The 17,686-nt window shown below is 68.7% G+C and carries 18 protein-coding genes and 1 pseudogene; 9 read left to right on the forward strand and 10 right to left on the reverse strand.

Annotation, left to right across the window (positions count from 1 at the left end):
* Nucleotides 1–31 precede the first annotated feature (31 nt).
* From HHX41_RS34815 to HHX41_RS34835, 5 genes are all read left to right on the forward strand, one after another.
* Nucleotides 32–1,135: a BMP family protein gene (locus HHX41_RS34815; RefSeq protein WP_182909341.1), complete on the forward strand. Its 1,104-nt coding sequence runs from the start codon at nucleotides 32–34 to the stop codon at nucleotides 1,133–1,135.
* A 62-nt stretch (nucleotides 1,136–1,197) separates the two neighbouring features.
* Nucleotides 1,198–2,556, forward strand: coding sequence for a RidA family protein (locus HHX41_RS34820; protein WP_182909342.1), 1,359 nt, complete (start codon nucleotides 1,198–1,200; stop codon nucleotides 2,554–2,556).
* Nucleotides 2,557–2,602: 46 nt separating this feature from the next.
* Complete coding sequence (locus HHX41_RS34825; protein ID WP_220504688.1) at nucleotides 2,603–4,363, forward strand: CocE/NonD family hydrolase; 1,761 nt, start codon at nucleotides 2,603–2,605, stop codon at nucleotides 4,361–4,363.
* Nucleotides 4,360–5,358 (forward strand): Gfo/Idh/MocA family protein, encoded by a 999-nt coding sequence (locus HHX41_RS34830; protein WP_182909343.1) that lies wholly within the window; start codon nucleotides 4,360–4,362, stop codon nucleotides 5,356–5,358. Before HHX41_RS34825 ends, HHX41_RS34830 begins: the two co-directional genes overlap by 4 nt.
* An 826-nt stretch (nucleotides 5,359–6,184) precedes the next feature.
* Nucleotides 6,185–6,556 (forward strand): hypothetical protein, encoded by a 372-nt coding sequence (locus HHX41_RS34835; protein WP_182909344.1) that lies wholly within the window; start codon nucleotides 6,185–6,187, stop codon nucleotides 6,554–6,556.
* A gap of 10 nt (nucleotides 6,557–6,566) precedes the next feature.
* On the opposite strand, the gene HHX41_RS42475 is transcribed toward HHX41_RS34835, so the two are convergent.
* From HHX41_RS42475 to HHX41_RS42480, 7 genes are all read right to left on the reverse strand, one after another.
* Nucleotides 6,567–6,791: a helix-turn-helix domain-containing protein gene (locus HHX41_RS42475; RefSeq protein WP_396795653.1), complete on the reverse strand. Its 225-nt coding sequence runs from the start codon at nucleotides 6,789–6,791 to the stop codon at nucleotides 6,567–6,569.
* Between the two features lie 277 nt (nucleotides 6,792–7,068).
* Entirely contained in the window at nucleotides 7,069–7,449 is a 381-nt protein-coding gene (locus HHX41_RS34840) for a YccF domain-containing protein (protein WP_182909345.1), read from the reverse strand.
* A gap of 207 nt (nucleotides 7,450–7,656) precedes the next feature.
* Nucleotides 7,657–8,418, reverse strand: a complete 762-nt coding sequence (locus HHX41_RS34845) for an ABC transporter permease (protein ID WP_182909346.1) — start codon at nucleotides 8,416–8,418, stop codon at nucleotides 7,657–7,659.
* A gap of 9 nt (nucleotides 8,419–8,427) precedes the next feature.
* Nucleotides 8,428–9,237 (reverse strand): ABC transporter ATP-binding protein, encoded by an 810-nt coding sequence (locus tag HHX41_RS34850; RefSeq protein ID WP_182909347.1) that lies wholly within the window; start codon nucleotides 9,235–9,237, stop codon nucleotides 8,428–8,430.
* Nucleotides 9,237–9,650: a DUF1048 domain-containing protein gene (locus HHX41_RS34855; protein ID WP_182909348.1), complete on the reverse strand. Its 414-nt coding sequence runs from the start codon at nucleotides 9,648–9,650 to the stop codon at nucleotides 9,237–9,239. The genes HHX41_RS34850 and HHX41_RS34855 overlap by 1 nt, the downstream gene beginning before the upstream one ends.
* Before the next feature lie 2 nt (nucleotides 9,651–9,652).
* Complete coding sequence (locus HHX41_RS34860; RefSeq protein WP_182909349.1) at nucleotides 9,653–9,982, reverse strand: PadR family transcriptional regulator; 330 nt, start codon at nucleotides 9,980–9,982, stop codon at nucleotides 9,653–9,655.
* 353 nt (nucleotides 9,983–10,335) lie between these two features.
* The gene (locus HHX41_RS42480) at nucleotides 10,336–10,656 is read right to left on the reverse strand and encodes an STAS domain-containing protein (RefSeq protein WP_396795636.1); all 321 of its coding nucleotides are present in this window, start codon (nucleotides 10,654–10,656) and stop codon (nucleotides 10,336–10,338) included.
* 141 nt (nucleotides 10,657–10,797) lie between these two features.
* Between HHX41_RS42480 and HHX41_RS34865 the strand changes: the two genes are divergently transcribed.
* Together HHX41_RS34865 and HHX41_RS34870 are read left to right on the forward strand one after the other, a co-directional pair.
* A complete protein-coding gene (locus HHX41_RS34865; RefSeq protein ID WP_182909350.1) occupies nucleotides 10,798–12,027 on the forward strand; it encodes a sodium:proton antiporter in 1,230 nt (409 codons plus the stop codon).
* Complete coding sequence (locus HHX41_RS34870) at nucleotides 12,024–13,370, forward strand: TrkH family potassium uptake protein (RefSeq protein WP_182909351.1); 1,347 nt, start codon at nucleotides 12,024–12,026, stop codon at nucleotides 13,368–13,370. The genes HHX41_RS34865 and HHX41_RS34870 overlap by 4 nt, the downstream gene beginning before the upstream one ends.
* A gap of 177 nt (nucleotides 13,371–13,547) precedes the next feature.
* Here the strand turns inward: HHX41_RS34870 and HHX41_RS34875 are convergent.
* A pseudogene (locus tag HHX41_RS34875) lies at nucleotides 13,548–14,672 on the reverse strand (ArsB/NhaD family transporter); the annotation flags it as partial.
* A 4-nt stretch (nucleotides 14,673–14,676) separates the two neighbouring features.
* The gene (locus HHX41_RS34880; RefSeq protein ID WP_182909352.1) at nucleotides 14,677–15,120 is read right to left on the reverse strand and encodes a CBS domain-containing protein; all 444 of its coding nucleotides are present in this window, start codon (nucleotides 15,118–15,120) and stop codon (nucleotides 14,677–14,679) included.
* Between the two features lie 105 nt (nucleotides 15,121–15,225).
* Between HHX41_RS34880 and HHX41_RS34885 the strand changes: the two genes are divergently transcribed.
* Together HHX41_RS34885 and HHX41_RS34890 are read left to right on the forward strand one after the other, a co-directional pair.
* Complete coding sequence (locus tag HHX41_RS34885; protein ID WP_182909353.1) at nucleotides 15,226–16,131, forward strand: ABC transporter ATP-binding protein; 906 nt, start codon at nucleotides 15,226–15,228, stop codon at nucleotides 16,129–16,131.
* Nucleotides 16,124–16,903 carry an ABC transporter permease gene (locus HHX41_RS34890; RefSeq protein ID WP_182909354.1) on the forward strand — a complete coding sequence of 260 codons (780 nt, stop codon included), beginning with the start codon at nucleotides 16,124–16,126 and terminating at the stop codon, nucleotides 16,901–16,903. Before HHX41_RS34885 ends, HHX41_RS34890 begins: the two co-directional genes overlap by 8 nt.
* A gap of 149 nt (nucleotides 16,904–17,052) precedes the next feature.
* Here the strand turns inward: HHX41_RS34890 and HHX41_RS34895 are convergent, their stop codons facing one another.
* Entirely contained in the window at nucleotides 17,053–17,676 is a 624-nt protein-coding gene (locus tag HHX41_RS34895; RefSeq protein ID WP_182909355.1) for a TetR/AcrR family transcriptional regulator, read from the reverse strand.
* Between the last annotated feature and the right edge of the window lie 10 nt (nucleotides 17,677–17,686).

Below are 17,686 nucleotides of genomic sequence, written 5' to 3' on the forward strand. Positions count from 1 at the left end.
GTCCTCGGCCCCACTCCTCCTGGAGGTCACCATGCGCACCGTCCCCCGGCCCTTCCGTCACACACCCGTCCGAGTGGCCGCGCTGGCGGCCGCCGCGCTCCTCCTCGCCGCCTGCGGCGGGGAGACGAGCGGCGAGCCGAGCGCCTCCGGCGACGCCGGAGGCAAGCTCAAGGTCGCCGTCCTGACCTCGGGAACGGCCCAGGACGGGTCATGGGGCCAGGCCGTGACCGAGGGCGCCAAGGCCGCGGCCGGGAAGTTCGGCGCCGAGGTCCAGGTGTCCGACAACCTCGACACGCCGCAGCAGTTCCAGCAGCTCGGCAGCGCCTTCGCCCAGCAGGGCTACGACCTGGTCGTGGTCGCGAACGGCGCGGCGGCCGACGCCGTCAAGCAGCTCGCCAAGCAGTTCCCCGACGTGAAGTTCGGCGGCATCGCCCAGGAGATCCCCGACATCCCGGCCAACGTCCGGACCGTGACGCCGATCTTCCAGGAGACCTCGTTCCTGGCCGGAGTGCTCGCGGGCACGATGACCAAGACCGACACCGTGGCCACGATCGGCGGCTTCGACTTCCCCGTGCTCAACAACGAGATGGAGGGCTTCGCGCTGGGCGCCCGCTACGCCAACGCCGATGTCAAGGTCCTGCGCAGCTTCATCAACAGCTGGACCGACGCCGGCAAGGGGCGGGCCGCCGCCGAGGCGGCCGTGTCGCAGGGCGCCGACTTCATCTTCTCGGCCACGGACCAGGCCACCCAGGGAATGGCGCAGGTCACGCAGGACAAGGCCGATCACTACGTCATCACCCAGTACGCCGACGACCACAAGCAGGCCCCCAAGACGATCCTCACCAGCGCGCTGTACGGCCTCGGCGAGATCACCGGCCAGTTCGTCGAGGACGTCGCGGGCGGCGGCTGGAAGAACGAGAACGTGCAGCTCGGCCTGAAGGACATCGGCGGCCTCGCACCGTTCTACGAGCTGGAGAGCAAGGTGCCGCAGGCGGCCAAGGCGGCGGTTACGCAGGCCGAGGAGGCCATGAAGAAGGGCTGCCTGACGCTGCCGGACGGAGCGGCCCTCGGCAAGTCCGGCTCGGCCGACGCCGTAGACGTGACCCCGCTGCAGGAAGCGGTCAAATCGTGTTGAGTATGACGTTGTCGCCACAAAACGCCCGGACAGTGTGATCTTCGAGAAGGAGAGCGGTTCCTATGTCGTCCCGTAAGGTGTTCAGCGTCCCCGGCGCCGACTTCCCCGAGTGGTACCCGAGCTCGCCGGTCGCCACGGCCGGCCCGTTCGCCTTCACCGCCTCCATGAGCGCGGTCGACTGGCGGACCGGCGGCCTCGCCGAGGCCGCCCGCCCCAGGCCGGGCCTGCCGCTGAGCACCGGCCACCCGGTCAAGCTCCAGGTGCGCGAGGCCTATCGCCGGCTCGACCTGGCCCTGCAGGCCGCCGGCTCGTCGCTGGACCGCGGCGTGTCGATCAACCAGTGGCAGCCGACGTACCACGGCCTGCAGGAGCGGGAACCCGCCGGCCGCGACCCGTACGCGCTGTACTGGGAGGACTGGCGACGCGTCGCCCACGCCTACATCCAGGGCCGCAACGAGTTCCTGCTGTCGGATCGGCCGGCGAGCTGCCTCATGCCCGTCGACCGGCTGGTCGGGGCCGACGCCGACATCGAGATCCAGCTCGTGTCCCTGCTCGCCGGCTCCGGCATCACCAAGTCGACGTACGCGCACGACATCCACAGCCCGCTCGGGGGGTACTCCATCGGCGTCGAGGCCGGCCCGTGGCTGTTCTCGGCCGGGTTCATCGCCACCGACTTCACGACCGGCCTGCACCCGAACGCCCGGGTGCCCGAGCACATCTGGTACGGCAACCAGGTGGCTCAGGAGACCGAGGAGACCCTTCGGCAGATCCGCGTCGCGATGGAGGCGGCCGGCGGCCGCTGGGAGAACGTCGTCAAGGTCGTGCTGTACCTCACTCCGGAGGGCATCAGGAACCTGCCGGCGATCGACGAGGTGTGGGCGAAGCAGTGGCCGGTCGATCCGCCCGCCCGCGCGATCGTGCCGGTGTCCGGCATCGGCGGAGTCAAGCACGGCAACGTCGAGATCTACGTGATCGTCACCAGGCCCGAGCACGGCGGCGACCGTGAGGTGATCCATGCGCCGAACGCATTCGACGCGCTGGGGCATTCGGTGCAGGCCGTCCGGTCCGGACCGTTGCTGTTCCTGTCCACCCAGCTCGGGCGGACCGCGGAGGGATTGTCGCCGGAGGCGGCCGCGGCCCGCAGAGGCATGCCCCACACGCGGCGGCACATCGTCGACCAGGTGCGCCGGATCCACGACGACGTGGCGGCGATCTGCGAGGCCGCCGGCACCTCGATCGAGAACACGGTGAAGGTCGACGCCTTCCTGACGGACATGTCCGACCTGCCGACGTTCCTCGACGCGTGGAAGGAGCCCTTCACCGACGGCTACCCGGCGAGCGGGTTCTTCGAGGTGCCGCCGGGCTCGCACGAGATCCCCGACTGCGACGTCACGGTCGACCTCGTGGTGGCCATGCCCTGACGGGCGCACCGTCTCGACCTCCCCACCGCATCCCGAAGGAAGGCTTGTGTCCGATACCCCCGCGTACGACATCGTCCCCGACCACCGTGACGGCATGCGCGTCCTGTGGGACGTCCCGATCCCCCAGGACGACGGCGTCGTCCTCCGGGCGGACGTGTTCCTGCCCGAGGACGAGGGCCGCTACCCCGTGCTCCTCAGCTACGGCCCGTACGCCAAGGGCCTCGCGTTCCAGGACGGCTACCCGACGGCCTGGCAGACGCTGTCCGAGCAGCACCCGGACGTCGCCGCCGGATCCACCAACCAGTACCAGAACTGGGAGGTCGTCGACCCCGAGAAGTGGATTCCGCACGGCTACGCGGTCGTGCGGGTCGACTCGCGCGGCTGCGGGCGCTCGCCCAGCGTCGTCGACCACTTCTCGGCCCGTGAGACGCGGGACTACCACGACTGCGTCGAGTGGGCGGGCACACAGCCCTGGAGCGACGGCAACGTCGGGCTGTCGGGAGTGTCGTACTTCGGGATGAACCAGTGGCTGGTCGCCGCGACCCAGCCCGAGCATCTGCGGGCGATCTGCGTGTGGGAGGGGGCGAGCGACTTCTACCGGGACGCCTCCCACCACGGTGGAATCCTGTCGACCTTCTGGCAGCACTGGTACGACAAGCAGGTGAAGACGGTGCAGTACGGCCTGGGCGGCCGCGGTCCACGTCATCCGGTGACGGGTCTGCAGGTCTGCGGGGACGACGACTTCACCGACGAGGAGATGGCGGCCAACCGCGTCGACTTCGGAGGCGACATCCGCGCGCACCCCTTCATCGACGACTACCACCGGACCCGCATACCGGACTGGAGCCGCATCACCGTCCCCCTGCTGTCGGCCGGCAACTGGGGCGGCCAGGGGCTGCACCTGCGCGGCAACGTCGAAGGGTTCCTGCAAGCGGCCTCGGAGCAGAAATGGCTGGAGCTGCACGGCTTGGAGCACTGGACGACGTACTACACGGACTACGGGCGCGAGATCCAGCTGGCGTTCTTCGACCACTTCCTCAAAGGCGCCGACAACGGGTGGGACCGGCGCCCCCGGGTCCAGCTGCAGGTGCGCCATGTCGACGACACCTTCACCGAGCGGTTCGAGGACGACTGGCCGATCCCGCGGACGCGCTGGCAGGAGATGTTCCTCGACCCAGCGGCCCGGCGGCTGTCGGAAACGGTTCCCGCCGGGGGCACGGTCGAGTTCGACGCGATGGGGAACGGCGTGACCTTCGAGACCTCGCCGTTCACCGAGACCACGGAGATCACCGGGCCGCTGGCCGCACGCCTGTGGGTGGAGACGACGGCTGCCGACTGCGACCTGTTCCTCACCCTGAAGGTGCTTGACGAGTCCGGCCGGCATCTCACCTTCGTGGGCGCGGTCGATCCGCACGCGCCGGCGACCCAGGGATGGCTACGGCTGAGCCATCGCGCGCTCGACCCCGCACGCAGCTTGCCGTACCGGCCGGTCCACCGGCACGAGAGCGCCGACCCGGTCGAGCCGGGAGTGGTCTACGAGGTCGAGGTGGAGCTGTGGCCGACCAGTCTGGTGATCCCGCCCGGTCACCGGCTGGCGCTGACCGTCGGCGGCCGTGACTTCGCCGACCCGGACCTGCCCGAGATCCGCATGTCGAACTTCAAGAACCAGATGCGCGGCTCGGGACCGTTCCTGCACGACGATCCGGTGGACCGCGACCCCCGGGTCCTGACCGGTCGCACCACGCTGCACGCCGGGCCCGGCCGACCGGCCCGGCTGCTGGTGCCGATCATTCCTGCCGCATCATGACGGCGGCCTTCCGCGTCGCCGTCGTCGGCCTCGGCTGGTGGGGCCGCACCGTCGCGGCCGCGCTCAGGGGCAGCGGTCTGGTCAGCGTGGTACTCGGCGCCGACCCCTCCGCAGCCGGCCGGACGGCGGGCGAAGAGCTCGGGCTGCGCATGGCGAACAGTCTGGAGGAGGTGTTGCAAGCGCCGAACATCGACGGCGTCGTGCTGTGCACCCCGCACACGGCGCACGCCGGCCAGATCGTCGCCGCAGCCCGGGCCGGCAAACATGTGTTCTGTGAGAAACCCCTGTGCACATCGGGGGAAGAAGCCGAGTGGGCGCTCGGCGAGGTGGCCGAGCACGGCGTCACGCTCGGGGTGGGCCACGAGCGGCGGTTCGAGCCGCCGGTGGTCGACCTCCTGCGCCGGGTCCGGGCGGGAGAATTCGGGACGCCGCTGGTGTTCGAGGGTGCCTTCAGCCAGGACAAGTTCCTCGGCATGGACCCTGGCAACTGGCGGTTGTCACCGGAGGTCTCACCCGTCGGCCCGCTGTCGGCCACCGGCGTCCACCTGGTCGACCTGTCCATAGCTTTGCTCGGCGCTCCTACTCAGGTATGGGCGCGGATGGCGACGCTCGGCAGCGAGCTGCCCAACGGCGACACCCTCACCGTCACCATCGGCTTCGAGAGCGGGGCCACGGCGCTGCTGACCTCAGTCCTCGCCACGCCCTTCTTCGGCAGGGCGATGCTGGTCGGGTCATCAGGCTGGGTCGAGGTGCGCGACCGCAACCATCCCGAGGACCCGCAGGGCTGGGACGTCGTGCGCAAGCGCCGCGGCGCCCCCGCCGTGACCGAGTTCGTGCCGCCCCACCCCGCCGTTCGCGACAATAGCGAGCAGTGGGCGAAGGCCGCGCTCGGCGGCTCTCCCTACCCAATCCCCGTAGAGGAGATGCGCTGGACCGTACGGACCTACGAGGCCGTTGTCCGATCGGTGGCGAGCGGCCGCGTGGAGTCTCCGTAGCAACAGCCAGAGCCGCGACGGATCGGGGCGGAAAACATCGTGAGAGCTGTTTGTACATGGTGCCGAGGGTGATGTCGCCCAGGTAGCAGGCGATGTCCCGGGGGCGCCAGGACCGACCGGGATCTCGCTGGAGCAGAGCCGGGACCGTTTCCCTGCGGCGGTCGGTCAGTGCAACGAGTCGGTCGTCGCGGGACGCTGTGGGAAGTGGGGGCTCTATAGGTGCTGCGAGGACGGCGATGGTGAGCGCGGTGACGGGCTGACTGCGGTCGGGCCGGCCGTCATAGAACCGATCAGGGTGTTCCTCATCAGGGGGTTCTCTCCGGTGATGTCGGCGAGCTTAGTGGGTTCGGTCCGGTCGGCCCTCCCCGTGATGTAGAGAGACACTGCCCCGGTACTCGCGTCTTCGGCGATGAACGCGATGGGCCTGCCGTCGGGGAAGCCGTGGCGTCACGGATCATGTTGGGACTCTCGGGAAGCAGCACTACCTGGGTAAGGGGATCAGGCACAACTTCCGTGATCGGACCCCGGCTGAGCTGATCACGATTCAGGTGTTCTAGCCAGTAAGTCACCTGTCGATGGCGACGATCTGCGGCGTCTTGATCAGTGAGATGGTCGCGGCGTTGTTCCCCCACCTGGCCAGCGTGTGCATTGACCAGGTGTTACGTGCGGGAACGACGGCGCGGCCCCGGGCCAGAACCGGCACCGTGGAGGCCGCGTGCCCGGACTGCGGGGTTGGTTCAGTCGCGGCGCAGGCACAGCCTCTATGAACGGCGGTTGTCCGACACCGCAGTGGGCGGCCAGGAACTGCTCATCCACCTGCAGGGCCGTGGCCGTTTTCCTGGAGGCGCAAAGCAGGTCGATCTACCTGGATCAGGCCCAGCCAGACCCCGGCCAGCGTCTTCGGAACAGGATTGATGGAGTGAACCGAGCCTTCACCGACGTGGTCCGCCTCATGGATGACCTACGGCGAGACGTGGAAGCTCAGCAGGCAGCTCGCGAAGTCCTCCTCACTCAGGCTGAGGAGCAGCAACGGCTCCTTTCGGTCAACCGCGAGCAAGCCGAAAAGATCCGGCAGATCCTCGTTGGAGAGACCAAGGCGACCGTCCGCGCTGAGCGTCGCCAGCAGTGGATGTTCTTCGCCCTGGGCGTGCTCGTGCCCATCCCCATCGGTGTCTTGATCAACCTGCTTGTCCCGTGACAGGAGCAGCTCACGCCGTAGTGGCACACTTCCGAACCCCGCCCCAAGGACGCAGCAGCGCGCCCGCCTCCTCCAGAGGTTGGTGAACGAACCCGTACGAACGGCCGTCGAGGTCGCCAGCGTGCGAATCAACTCCCCCGTCCGCGTACCGACGCTTCACCTCGGCCTTCAGCGCCTCACCGCCGGGGCCGTCACCCGCTGGTGCTTCCGAAGCTCCACCATGGCCTCCACCCAGATCACTTCACGCGGCCGCCGCCAACCGAGCACGCAACGCATTTCGGGCCTACGGCGTCGGAGGAACCGCATCCTCCCGCCAGATGCAGCCCTCGATCGTCGCCAAGTCGTCGAACTCGTACACCACCTCGCGGTCGCACCGGCCCAGCGTCCGCGCACCACGCCGGCGCGCCCACTGGCGGATCGTCACCGCGCTGCGACCCAACCGAACACCGGCGATCTTCGCCGTCGCGGGAGACAAGGCACCCCCCGACAGCAGAAACCCCCGGAGCTGTCACTTATCCGCGGCTTACGGGAACGATGTCCTTGCCCAGCGGCATCAACGAGATCGGGATCATTTTGAGGTTCGCGATCCCCAGCGGGATGCCGATGATCGTGATGAACAGCGGGATCGCGGTGACGATGTGCCCGATCGCCAACCAGATCCCGGCGACGAGCAGCCAGATGACGTTGCCGAGCACTGACCACGCGCCGGCGGACGGCTTGTCGGCGACGGTCCGGCCGAACGGCCACAGCGCGTAACCCGCGATCCGGAACGACGCGATGCCGAACGGGATGGTGACGATGAGGACGCAGCAGATGATCCCCGCCACGACATAGCCTAATGCGAGCCACAGACCGGCGAAGATCAGCCAGATGACATTAAGGACGGTGTTCATAGTGCTCACTGTCCCACCCGGCCGGCTCAGCAGGTAGTGGACCGTCCTTACACAATCGATAGTGACCGCCTGGCGGTGAAGGGGCACGCGACGCGCGATAAGCGAGATCGATGCGGCCCTGCGGCCGGGCATTCGGCCTGGGCGTCGGCCGCCACCACGTCGGGAGCGACCTCCACCGATCTGGATCAGGACAAGCCCGGATGCGGCCTAGGAGATCTTGCGGCGGTAGGTGCGCATGGCGAAGGCGAACGCGACGATGAGGATGCCGACGCACCAGGCCAGGGCGGTCCAGATGTCGGTTCCGACCGGCTGCTCGGTGAACAGGTCGCGGATGGCGTTGACGATGGAGGTCACCGGCTGGTGCTCGGCGAAGGCGCGCACCGGGCCGGGCATGGTGTCGGTGGGCACGAAGGCCGAGCTGAGGAAGGGCAGGAAGATGAGGGGGTAGGAGAACGCGCTCGCGCCTTCCATGGTCTTGGCCGAGAGGCCGGGGATGACGGCGATCCACGTCAGTGCCAGGGTGAACAGGATCAGGATGCCGGCGACCGCGAGCCATGCGGGCGCCCCCGCCGCCGAGCGGAAGCCCATGAGCAGGGCGACGAGCACGACGACCACGAGTGAAATCAGGTTGGCGACCAGCGAGGTCAGCACGTGCGCCCACAGCACGGACGAGCGTGCGATCGGCATGGACTGGAAGCGCTCGAAGATGCCGCCCTTCATGTCCGTGAAGAGCCGGAACGCGGTGTAGGCGATGCCCGAGGCGACCGTGATGAGCAGGATGCCGGGCAGCATGTAGTTCACGTACGAGTCCGACCCTGTTCTGATCGCGCCGCCGAAGACGTAGACGAACATCAGCATCATGGCGATAGGCATGACTGCGGTGGTGATGATGGTGTCGGGGCTGCGGGTGATGTGGCGCAGGGATCGTCCCAGCAGGACGACGGTGTCGCCGAGGAAATGCTTGGCCATCGTGGTTCCTTACTGGTCCGTACTGACCTGCGGTGTTCGCCGGGCGTCGCCGTTCTTGCCGTCGGTACCGACGAGGGTGAGGAAGACGTCCTCGAGGGTCGGCTGCTTTTCGACGTATTCGACCTTGGCGGGCGGGAGCAGCTGCTTGAGCTCGGTGAGGGTGCCGTTGACGATGATCCGGCCCTCGTGGAGGATCGCGATTCGGTCGGCGAGGTGTTCGGCCTCGTCCAGGTACTGCGTGGTGAGCAGCACCGTCGTCCCCTGGACGGCGAGTTCCTTGACGGCCTGCCATACCTCGATGCGTGCCTGGGGGTCGAGCCCGGTCGTCGGCTCGTCGAGGAAGATGACCGGCGGGTTCCCTATGAGGCTCATGGCGATGTCGAGGCGGCGGCGCATGCCACCGGAGTACGTCCCCACCTTCCGCGCGGCCGCGTCGGTCAGCGAGAAACGGGCGAGCAGGTCATCGGCGATCCTGCCCGGGTTCCTGAGGTGCCGCAGCCGGGCGACCAGCACCAGGTTCTCCCGCCCGCTGAGGATCTCGTCGACGGCGGCGAACTGTCCGGTGAGACTGATGGACTCCCGCACGCCCGCTGCCTGCGTCGCGACGTCGAAGCCGTTGACGCGGGCCGTGCCCGCGTCGGCCTTGAGCAGCGTGGACAGAATCTTCACGGCCGTGGTCTTGCCCGCACCGTTGGAGCCGAGCAGGGCGAAGATGCTGCCGCGCGCCACGTCGAAGTCCACGCCGCGCAGCACCCGCAGGTCCTTGTACGACTTCTCCAGGCCCTGCACCTGGATCGCCGGGGCTTGCTGTGTCGTCATCACTCGGTCCTGTCTTGTCTTCCGGGCTCTTCGCCGGCGGCGCGCTCGACGGCGCTGATGAGGCGGTTCCGCACCCGGCTTCTCCACTGTCCGAGTGGGTAGTTGGCCGCGAACGCCTCCACGAACTCCACGGGGTCGTCCCCGAAGAGGTCGCGGATCGGGGTTCCGTCCGCCGCGCTCTGTTCGAACAGATCGGCCAGGTCCTCGTACATCGCCATCGCCCCGGCGCCGTCGGCCGGCCCGAGGAGCATCAGGTAGCGCTCCATCGCCTCGGCCGCCGTGCGGTAGCTCTCGGGAAGCTGCTTGACGCGCGCCTTGTACTGCCGGTAGCGCCGCTTGTCCTCCAGCGGCCCGGTGACCTTCTCCAGGTACTGCAGATAGCGGCTCTTCGACTCGTCCGGCCCTGTGGCCATGTCTACTTACCTCCTTCGCGGAGCTGTTCGAGCCTCTCGGCGAGAAAGCTCCAGGTCCTCCAGAACTCTTCGAGGTACTCCCGTCCCTGGGCGTTCAGGGAGTACACCTTGCGCGGCGGCCCCTTCTCGGACGGGACCTTCTCCACGTCGACCAGGCCGCGCTGCTCGACCCGGACCAGCAGCGCGTAGATGGTGCCCTCGGCGATGTCGGAGAAGCCCTGCTCCCGTAGCCACGCCGTGATCTCGTAGCCGTACGCGGGCTGGCCGGACAGGATCGCCAGGACGATGCCCTCCAGCGTTCCCTTGAGCATCTCGGTCGCCTGCTTGCCCATGGAGACGCCCCCCTTCAGCTACTTGGTGTTGCTGAGTACCGGTACACAGTAACGCTAGATACCGGTACTCAGCAACACCAAGTAGTTCGCGCGTATGGGTGGATGCGACCTGATCACTGCTCGTGAGCGAGCGCAGCCGCGAATGGCGCAATCGCTGAAGGCCTCATGGCGTCCACGATCACCGGACACGCTGATACCGCGCCGCCACCGTCCTGACACGGCCGCTGACACGACACCGCAGACGACCTGATCGCCGTCGAAACCTCCGTCGGCCTGCCGCCCGCCCAGCGCGGCCTCCATCTCCGGTTCCGCGACGGCGCCGCCGACGGCAAGCCGTGCAGGAGGCCACTCGGCTACAGATACGACGCGACCGGCGCAACTGCTGTATGCGGCCCGACTCGACTGATCCCGGAGGAGTCACAGAAGCGCAGCGGGCCGAGGTCCAGGATCAAACAACCGTCGCGGAGGTGATCCCACAAGCGCTCAACCGTGTCGAGCAGACTGGCGGACCTCGTCCAATCAAGATCTCCCGTGACGTGCACGACCGCCCATCTGCCATAGGCGCCGTGATCCACGTCGAACACGATCCCCTTAGGAGGCACCGCGATCACCGCCTCCCACCCGCAAGCGCCACTGCCGTACAACCCAGTCCCCCGACGAAGGTACGGCAACATCGGCCACACGAGGCGCTGCTGTTACGGTAAGCGCGGTGTGCCGGGAAGTCTGGTCGGCGACGTCTTTCAGCGTTGCACTCGGCGGAGGTTCTCGGTGGCACTCGAGACGGCGTGTAGGCACCACATCGAGGCAGGCCGGCGGTGAGCGCTCTGCTGCCGGCGTTCGCCGGTGTCCTGTTGCTGGCTGTGCTGCTGTCCAGCCTGGCGAACCGTACGATCCTGTCCACCGCGGCGTTGTTCCTGGTCGCCGGGTTCGTCCTGGGGGACGGCGTGCTGGGCGTGATGCCGATCGCCCCGGACGACGAGATCGTCGGCACGCTGGCGGAGCTCGCGCTGTTCGCGGTGCTGTTCACCGACGGCATGCGGGTCGGTTGGAACGAGTTGCGCGAGGCGTGGAAGCTGCCCGGGCGGGCCCTCGGCTGGGGTCTGCCGCTCACGCTGCTGGTGACCGCGGTCGGCGCACACTATCTCGTCGGGCTGGGCTGGATCGAATCGCTGCTGATCGGCGCGATCCTGTCCCCCACCGACCCGGTGTTCGCCGCCGCGCTGGTCGGCAACGAGAAGGTGCCACCCCGGCTGCGCCGGCTGCTGAACGTCGAGTCGGGCGTCAACGACGGGCTGGCTCTGCCGTTTGTGATGGTGTTCCTCGCGGTCGCCGCGGGCTCGCACAACCTGCACCTCGGTGAGCTCGGCCTGGAGCTCGCCGTCGGGGTGCTGATCGGCGTGGCCGTTCCGTGGCTGGCCATCAAACTGGAGCGCACTCGCTGGTTTTCCGCCTCCACCGCCTACGAGCCATTGAACGCGCTGGCCATCGGCCTGCTGGTGCTGGCGCTGGGCAAGGCCGCGCACGGCAACCTGTTCCTCGCCGCCTTCTGCGCCGGCATCACCGTGGCGACCTTCGGCGAGCGGCAGCGCGAGTCGTTCGAGCACTTCGGCGAGCTGATCGCCGAGCTGTTCAAGCTCGGCGCCCTGCTGGTCTTCGGCGCGCTGATCAGTCCGGCGCTGCTGGGCTCGGTCGGCTGGGCAGGCTGGGTGTTCGCGATTTTGGCGCTGGTTGTGGCCCGGCCGGTCGCCATCTGGGTGTCCTTCCTCGGCTCCGGGCTGGGTGTACGTGAGCAGGCCGCGACGGCTTGGTTCGGGCCGAAGGGCTTCGCCTCGGTCGTCTACGGGCTCATCGTGCTGGGCTCCGGCATCGTCGCCGCCCAGCAGGTCTTCCAGCTTGTCGCCGTCACCATCGTGGCCTCGATCCTGCTGCACTCCTCCACCGACATCCTGGTGGCCCGCTGGTTCGACGACGAGCGGGAAGTCCCCGCCTGGTATGGCGCCGCCCGTCGCCTGCACGGACGCGTACGCCGGAATCACGAGGCATGATGCGGAGGGGTGTGCTGGGACGTTTCCGGCATCCGACCCAGGTCGTCACGACCGGGTTCGCGGCGGCGGTCCTCCTGGGGGCCGTTCTGCTGTCCACCCCGCTCGCCACGACCTCGGGGAGACCCGCGGGATGGATCACGGCCCTGTTCACCGCGACGTCGGCGGTGTGCGTGACCGGACTGACCGTCGTCGACACGGCCGCGCACTGGTCGGCGTTCGGCGAGGTGGTCATCGCCGTCCTGATCCAGGTGGGCGGTCTCGGCATCATGACCCTCGCGACCGTCTTCACCCTGCTGATCTCCCGCAGGCTGAGCCTGCGCGCCCGATTATCGGCGCAGGCGGAGACCAAAGCGCTCAGTGCGAGTGACCTGCGGCGCGTGGTGGCCAAGGTCGTGCTGTTCAGCTTGGCCGCCGAAGCGGTGACGGCCTCCGTGCTCACGCTCAGGTTCATGACGGGATATGCGGAGCCAGTCGGCCATGCTGCCTACCTCGGCGTCTTCCACGCGGTCTCGGCGTTCAACAACGCCGGTTTCGCGTTGTGGCCCGACAGCCTGGTCCGCTTCGTCGGTGATCCGTGGATCTGCCTGACCATCGCGGCGGCGGTGATCGTGGGCGGGCTCGGCTTCCCGGTGCTGTTCGAGCTGCGCCGCTCCTGGCGCCGGCCTGGACGCTGGTCGCTGCTGACCCGCGTCACACTCGCGGTGACCGCGGTTCTGCTGGCCGGCGGCACGCTGATCTTCCTCGCCACGGAGTGGGCCAATCCCCGCACTCTGGGGCAGTTGGACGGGCCGGGCAAGCTGCTGGCGGCATTTTTCACCGCCGTGATGCCGCGTACGGCCGGGTTCAACAGCCTCGATCTCGCCCAGATGCATCCGTCCAGCTGGCTGGTCACCGACCTGCTGATGTTCGTGGGCGGCGGCAGCGCGGGCACCGCCGGCGGCATCAAGGTCACCACCCTCGGCCTGCTGGCGTTCATCGTCTGGACCGAGATGCGCGGCGAGAGCCGGGTGAACATCGGCCACCGCCGCCTGCCCGAGGCGGCGCAGCGGCAGGCGGTCTCCCTCACTGTGCTCGGCGTGGGCCTGGTCGCCTTCTCGACCTACATCCTGCTGGTGCTCACCCCGCACGGTCTCGACCGGGTGCTGTTCGAGGTCGTCTCCGCCTTCGGCACGGCGGGTCTGTCGACGGGCATCACCGCCTCCATCCCGCCGGCCGGGCACCTGCTGCTCGTCGCCCTGATGTTCGTCGGCCGGATCGGCCCGCTCACGCTGGGCTCCGCGCTCGCCCTGAAAGAGCGCACCCGGCGGTACGAGCTCCCGGAGGAAGGAATGATCGTCGGCTGACGGGCACGAGCACGCTACGACAGATAGCGCAGCCATAGGTACGGCGCGACCAGGGCGACGGTCACGACCGTGACGATGAGCCCGTATTTGGTGAACTGCCAGAAGCTGATCGGGGGTGCCGTTGCGCGCGGCGATGCCCAGGACGACGACGTTGGCGGCGGCGCCGACGGCGGTCGCGTTTCCGCCCAGGTCGGCCCCGAAGGCCAGCGCCCACCACAGCACCTGCGACGGCCCGCCGCCACCGTTGGCCTGGACGAGATCGGCGACGATCGGGCTCATCGTGGCCACGTACGGAATGTTGTCCACGATCGCCGACAGTCCCGCGGAAGCCCCGAGCAGACCCATGGTGGTCAGCTCCGGACGCCCGGAGGTCGCCTCCACGGCGATATGGGACAGCCGCTCGATGACACCCGTCTCCACCAGGCCGCCCACCATGACGAACAGCCCGGCGAAGAAGACCAGCGTGGGCCACTCCACCTCGGCCAGGGCCTGCTGAGTGGTGATCTTCGTGGCCGCCACGAGCACGCCCGCGCCGAGCAGCGCGACCACTGAGGGCTCGTAGTGCAGTACCGGGTGCAGCACGAAGGCGGCCATGACCAGCGCGAGCACCGCGAGGCTCTGCCACAGCAGCCGCCGGTCGGCGATCGCCTCGCGCTCGTTCAGGGCCATGACCTCCTGGGCCCGCTGGGGGTCGTAGCGCAGGGAGCGCCCGAACATCAACCGGCACAGTCCGATGAAGACCAGCATCAGCACGATGACCAGCGGGGTCATGTGGACGAGGAAGTCGTTGAAGCTCAGTCCGCCCCGGCTGGCGATGATGATGTTGGGCGGGTCGCCGACGAGGGTGGCGGCGCCGCCGATGTTGGAGGCCATCGCCTCGGCGATCAGGAACGGCGTCGCGGGCAGCGCGAGACGCTCGCACACCAGGAATGTCACCGGCGCGATGAGCAGCACGGTGGTGACGTTGTCGAGCAGGGCCGAGGCGCACGCGGTGATGACCACCAGCAGGGCCATCAGGCGGAAGGGCCGGCCTCTGGCGCGTTTGGCCGCCCAGATCGCCAGGTACTCGAAGATCCCGGTCTCCTTGAGCACCCCAACGATGATCATCATGCCGAGCAGCAGGAAGATCACGTTCCAGTCGATGCCGGAGTGCGTGGAGAAGAAGGCCGCCTCGGCATCGGTGGCATGGACGAGCAGCATGATCCCCACACCGCCGAGGGCGGCGGCGACGCGGTGGACCTTCTCTGTGGCGATCAGCGCGTAGGCGGCCAGGAACACCGCCACGGTGACCCAGGCGAGCACGGGCTCATGCCGCGAGCACCCGGTCGAGCAGCGCCTGCAGGGTCACCGCGCCCAGCAGCCGGCCGTCCTCTGTCACGGCGACCAGGGGACTGTGGGTGCGGGCCATCAGCGCGGCCAGTTCCAGCACGGTGGCGTCGGGATCGGTGACCGGTAGTTGGCGGGGTGGATCCGGCAGGGCGTCACGTACCTTGCGGCCGTTCATGTCGTTCAGGAAGGTGTCGGCGTGCGCCTCGTCCACGACACGGGCCAGCGCCGGATCGTCCTGGCAGTAGGCGGGCACGGCCAGGCGCAGGACCTCGGGGCCGGGCAGGATGGTGATCGGCGTCCCTGCCGCGTCGACCACGACGAGGCCGGGCAGGTCTTGGTTCGCCAGGAGCCTGGCGGCGTCGAGGACGGGCGTGTCCAGGTCGACCGTGGGGAAGGGGGCGAGCAGGTCTCGGGCGCGCACGTACACGTCCTTCGTGACATAGGGGGACAGAACGTGCCGACCAGACTTCCCGGCTCACCTGCGGCCACCCTACCGGTGATCGCCCGAGTGGTGCAGAGTTGGTCCGTGCCCGTCGTCCACGTCTCGGCTCTGAGCAAGAGGTACGGCGGCCTCGCCGCGGTCGACGAGGTGACCTTGAGCATCGAGCGCGGTGAGATCTACGCCCTGCTCGGGCTCAACGGCGCGGGCAAGACCACTCTGATCCGCATGCTGCTCGGCATGATCCGGCCCACCGGCGGGTCGGTCACCGTGCTGGGCGCGGCGGTCAGCGCCGGCGAACGCTCGGCCTGGGCGCGCGTCGGCTACCTCGTGGAGGCGCCGGCCGCGTACCCCGAGCTGACCGTCCGGGAGAACCTCGATGTGGTCAGGAGGCTACGCCGGCTGCAGGGCAGCGCCGATGAGGTGATCGACCGGCTGGCGTTGAGTCCGTACGCGGATCAGAAGGCACGGACCCTGTCGATGGGCAACCTGCAACGCCTGGGCCTGGCCAAGGCCCTCATCCACCGGCCCGAACTCCTGATCCTCGATGAGCCCGTGAACGGCCTCGATCCGGCCGGAGTCGTGGAGATCCGCACCCTGCTCACGGAGCTGGCCCGCGATGACGGCGCCACCGTCTTCCTGTCCAGCCATCTGCTGGCCGAGGTCGCCCTCCTCGCCACCCGCATCGGCATCATCCACCGCGGCCGGCTCTTACAGGGGATCGAGGCGCACGGCCTGGAACGCCACGTACGGCGGCGCCTCGCCGTCACGAGCACCCAGGACGCCAAGGCGCGTAGCGTGCTCGAATCCCACGGCTACGCCCCGAGCGACGCGGGCGACGGCCTCGTACTCACCGATGACCAGGCCCTCGCCCACCCCGAGGAGATCGCCACTCTCCTCGTTCAGGCCGGCTGCCCGCCCACCCGGCTCGTCATCGAGGAGGAGGATCTGGAGACCTACTTTCTGCGCATCGTGGGAGCCGGCGATGCGTGAGGCACTGTGGGCCGAGGTGCTGAAGGTACGGCGCAGCCGCCTCCTTTGGCTCACCGCCCTCGCGTTCGCAGTCGCCGCCGCGATGTGCGGGCTGTTCATGTTCATCCTTCAGGACCCGCAACGTGCCCGCACTCTCGGCCTGCTGGGTGACAAGGCGCAGCTCAGCGGGGCCGTGGCCGACTGGCCCGGCCACCTGGGCCTGCTGGCCCAGGCCGTGGGCGTGAGCGGCGTGATGATCTATGGGATCACCGTCATCTGGCTGTTCGGCCGCGAGTTCAGCGACCACACCGCCAAGGACCTGCTGGCCCTGCCCACCTCCCGCATGGCGATCGTCGCTGCCAAGTTCACGGTCGCGGCCTGCTGGTCGGTGCTACTGGCGATCCAGGCGGCCCTGCTCGGCCTGCTCATCGGCACGGCGCTCGGCCTGCCGGGCTGGTCGGCACAGGCGATCGTCTCAGGGACGGTCCGTATTCTGGTGACCGGAGCGCTGACCTTCGTGCTCACCACGCCCTTCGGGCTGGCCGCCAGCCTCGGCCGCGGGTACCTGGCCGCAGTCGGGGCCATGTTCGCCGCGCTCTTTTCCGCGCAGCTCCTCGCCGCCCTCGGCTTCGGCGCCTACTTTCCCTGGTCGGTTCCCGGCCTTTACGCCGGCCTCGCGGGACCGGACCAGGATCCACCTGGTTTCGTCGGCTACCTGCTCGTGACCGCCGTCGGGGTGAGCGGAGTGGCCGCCACCGTCATCTGGTGGCACCGCGCCGATCACACCCGCTGACCGCCGCCTTGTCGCGATCGTCCTCGCGGTGAGCGCCGGACATGCCGGCGTTCAGCCGGGAGGCGAGTTCCGGCGCAAGCCGTCCAGAACCGAGTCCCGACCAGGGGACCGTCGTGCTGCCGGCCGTCGCTCCCGCCCGAGACCGGTGTTCAACCTACGCGAGCATCCTCCGACGGCCGGGTGAGGCCCGTGGCGACGATGTCGATGAGCAGGTCGAGGATCTTCGGATACAGGTCGGGGGTCGCGAGCCGGTTCCGGTGCATGGGCATGAGGAGCACGGCCTGCAGCACGCCGATGATCACAGCGGGGTCGGCGTCCACGAGGTCCTCGTCGTGCTGCTGGAGGAAGGCCGCCAGAGCGGTGACGGGATTCTCCTGCGCCTGCGTCACCCGGGCGGGATCCAGCTTCCTGACGACGGCATCCATCTCCTCGGGATGCGTCATCAGCCTGCCGTACAAGGGATTGCTCTCCAGCTCGGTGAGGGTGGCGTGGAGGAAGCGCCGCAACCCCGCGCGAATGTCGGACCCGCCCAGCAGCGCCTGGTCGATGACCTTGCGCTTGACCTCCGCCATCTGGGCGAGCATCAGCTCCAGGTAGAGCGCCTCCTTGGAGTCGAAGAAGACGTAGAAGGTGCTCTTGGCGATTCCGGTGCCGGCGACCAGGTCCTCCAACGAGGTCTTGCGCAGGCCCTGGGTGGTGAAAAGGCGCCGGCCGTTGTGCAGGAGGAGCCCGGTGATGCGGGCTCGCTCCTCTGCGGAAAGGGCGGGAGGCACGAGCTCCATC

It is taken from the genome of Microbispora sp. H13382, assembly GCF_014161445.1.
Lineage (GTDB): Bacteria > Actinomycetota > Actinomycetes > Streptosporangiales > Streptosporangiaceae > Microbispora.

Coding starts and splice junctions, on each gene's coding strand:
- HHX41_RS34815 (WP_182909341.1), top strand. CDS start 32: ATGCGCACCGTCCCCCGGCCCTTCCGTCACACACCCGTCCGAGTGGCC.
- HHX41_RS34820 (WP_182909342.1), top strand. CDS start 1,198: ATGTCGTCCCGTAAGGTGTTCAGCGTCCCCGGCGCCGACTTCCCCGAG.
- HHX41_RS34830 (WP_182909343.1), top strand. CDS start 4,360: ATGACGGCGGCCTTCCGCGTCGCCGTCGTCGGCCTCGGCTGGTGGGGC.
- HHX41_RS34840 (WP_182909345.1), bottom strand. CDS start 7,449: ATGAACACCGTCCTTAATGTCATCTGGCTGATCTTCGCCGGTCTGTGG.
- HHX41_RS34845 (WP_182909346.1), bottom strand. CDS start 8,418: ATGGCCAAGCATTTCCTCGGCGACACCGTCGTCCTGCTGGGACGATCC.
- HHX41_RS34850 (WP_182909347.1), bottom strand. CDS start 9,237: ATGACGACACAGCAAGCCCCGGCGATCCAGGTGCAGGGCCTGGAGAAG.
- HHX41_RS34855 (WP_182909348.1), bottom strand. CDS start 9,650: ATGGCCACAGGGCCGGACGAGTCGAAGAGCCGCTATCTGCAGTACCTG.
- HHX41_RS34860 (WP_182909349.1), bottom strand. CDS start 9,982: ATGGGCAAGCAGGCGACCGAGATGCTCAAGGGAACGCTGGAGGGCATC.
- HHX41_RS42480 (WP_396795636.1), bottom strand. CDS start 10,656: ATGTTGCCGTACCTTCGTCGGGGGACTGGGTTGTACGGCAGTGGCGCT.
- HHX41_RS34870 (WP_182909351.1), top strand. CDS start 12,024: ATGATGCGGAGGGGTGTGCTGGGACGTTTCCGGCATCCGACCCAGGTC.
- HHX41_RS34890 (WP_182909354.1), top strand. CDS start 16,124: ATGCGTGAGGCACTGTGGGCCGAGGTGCTGAAGGTACGGCGCAGCCGC.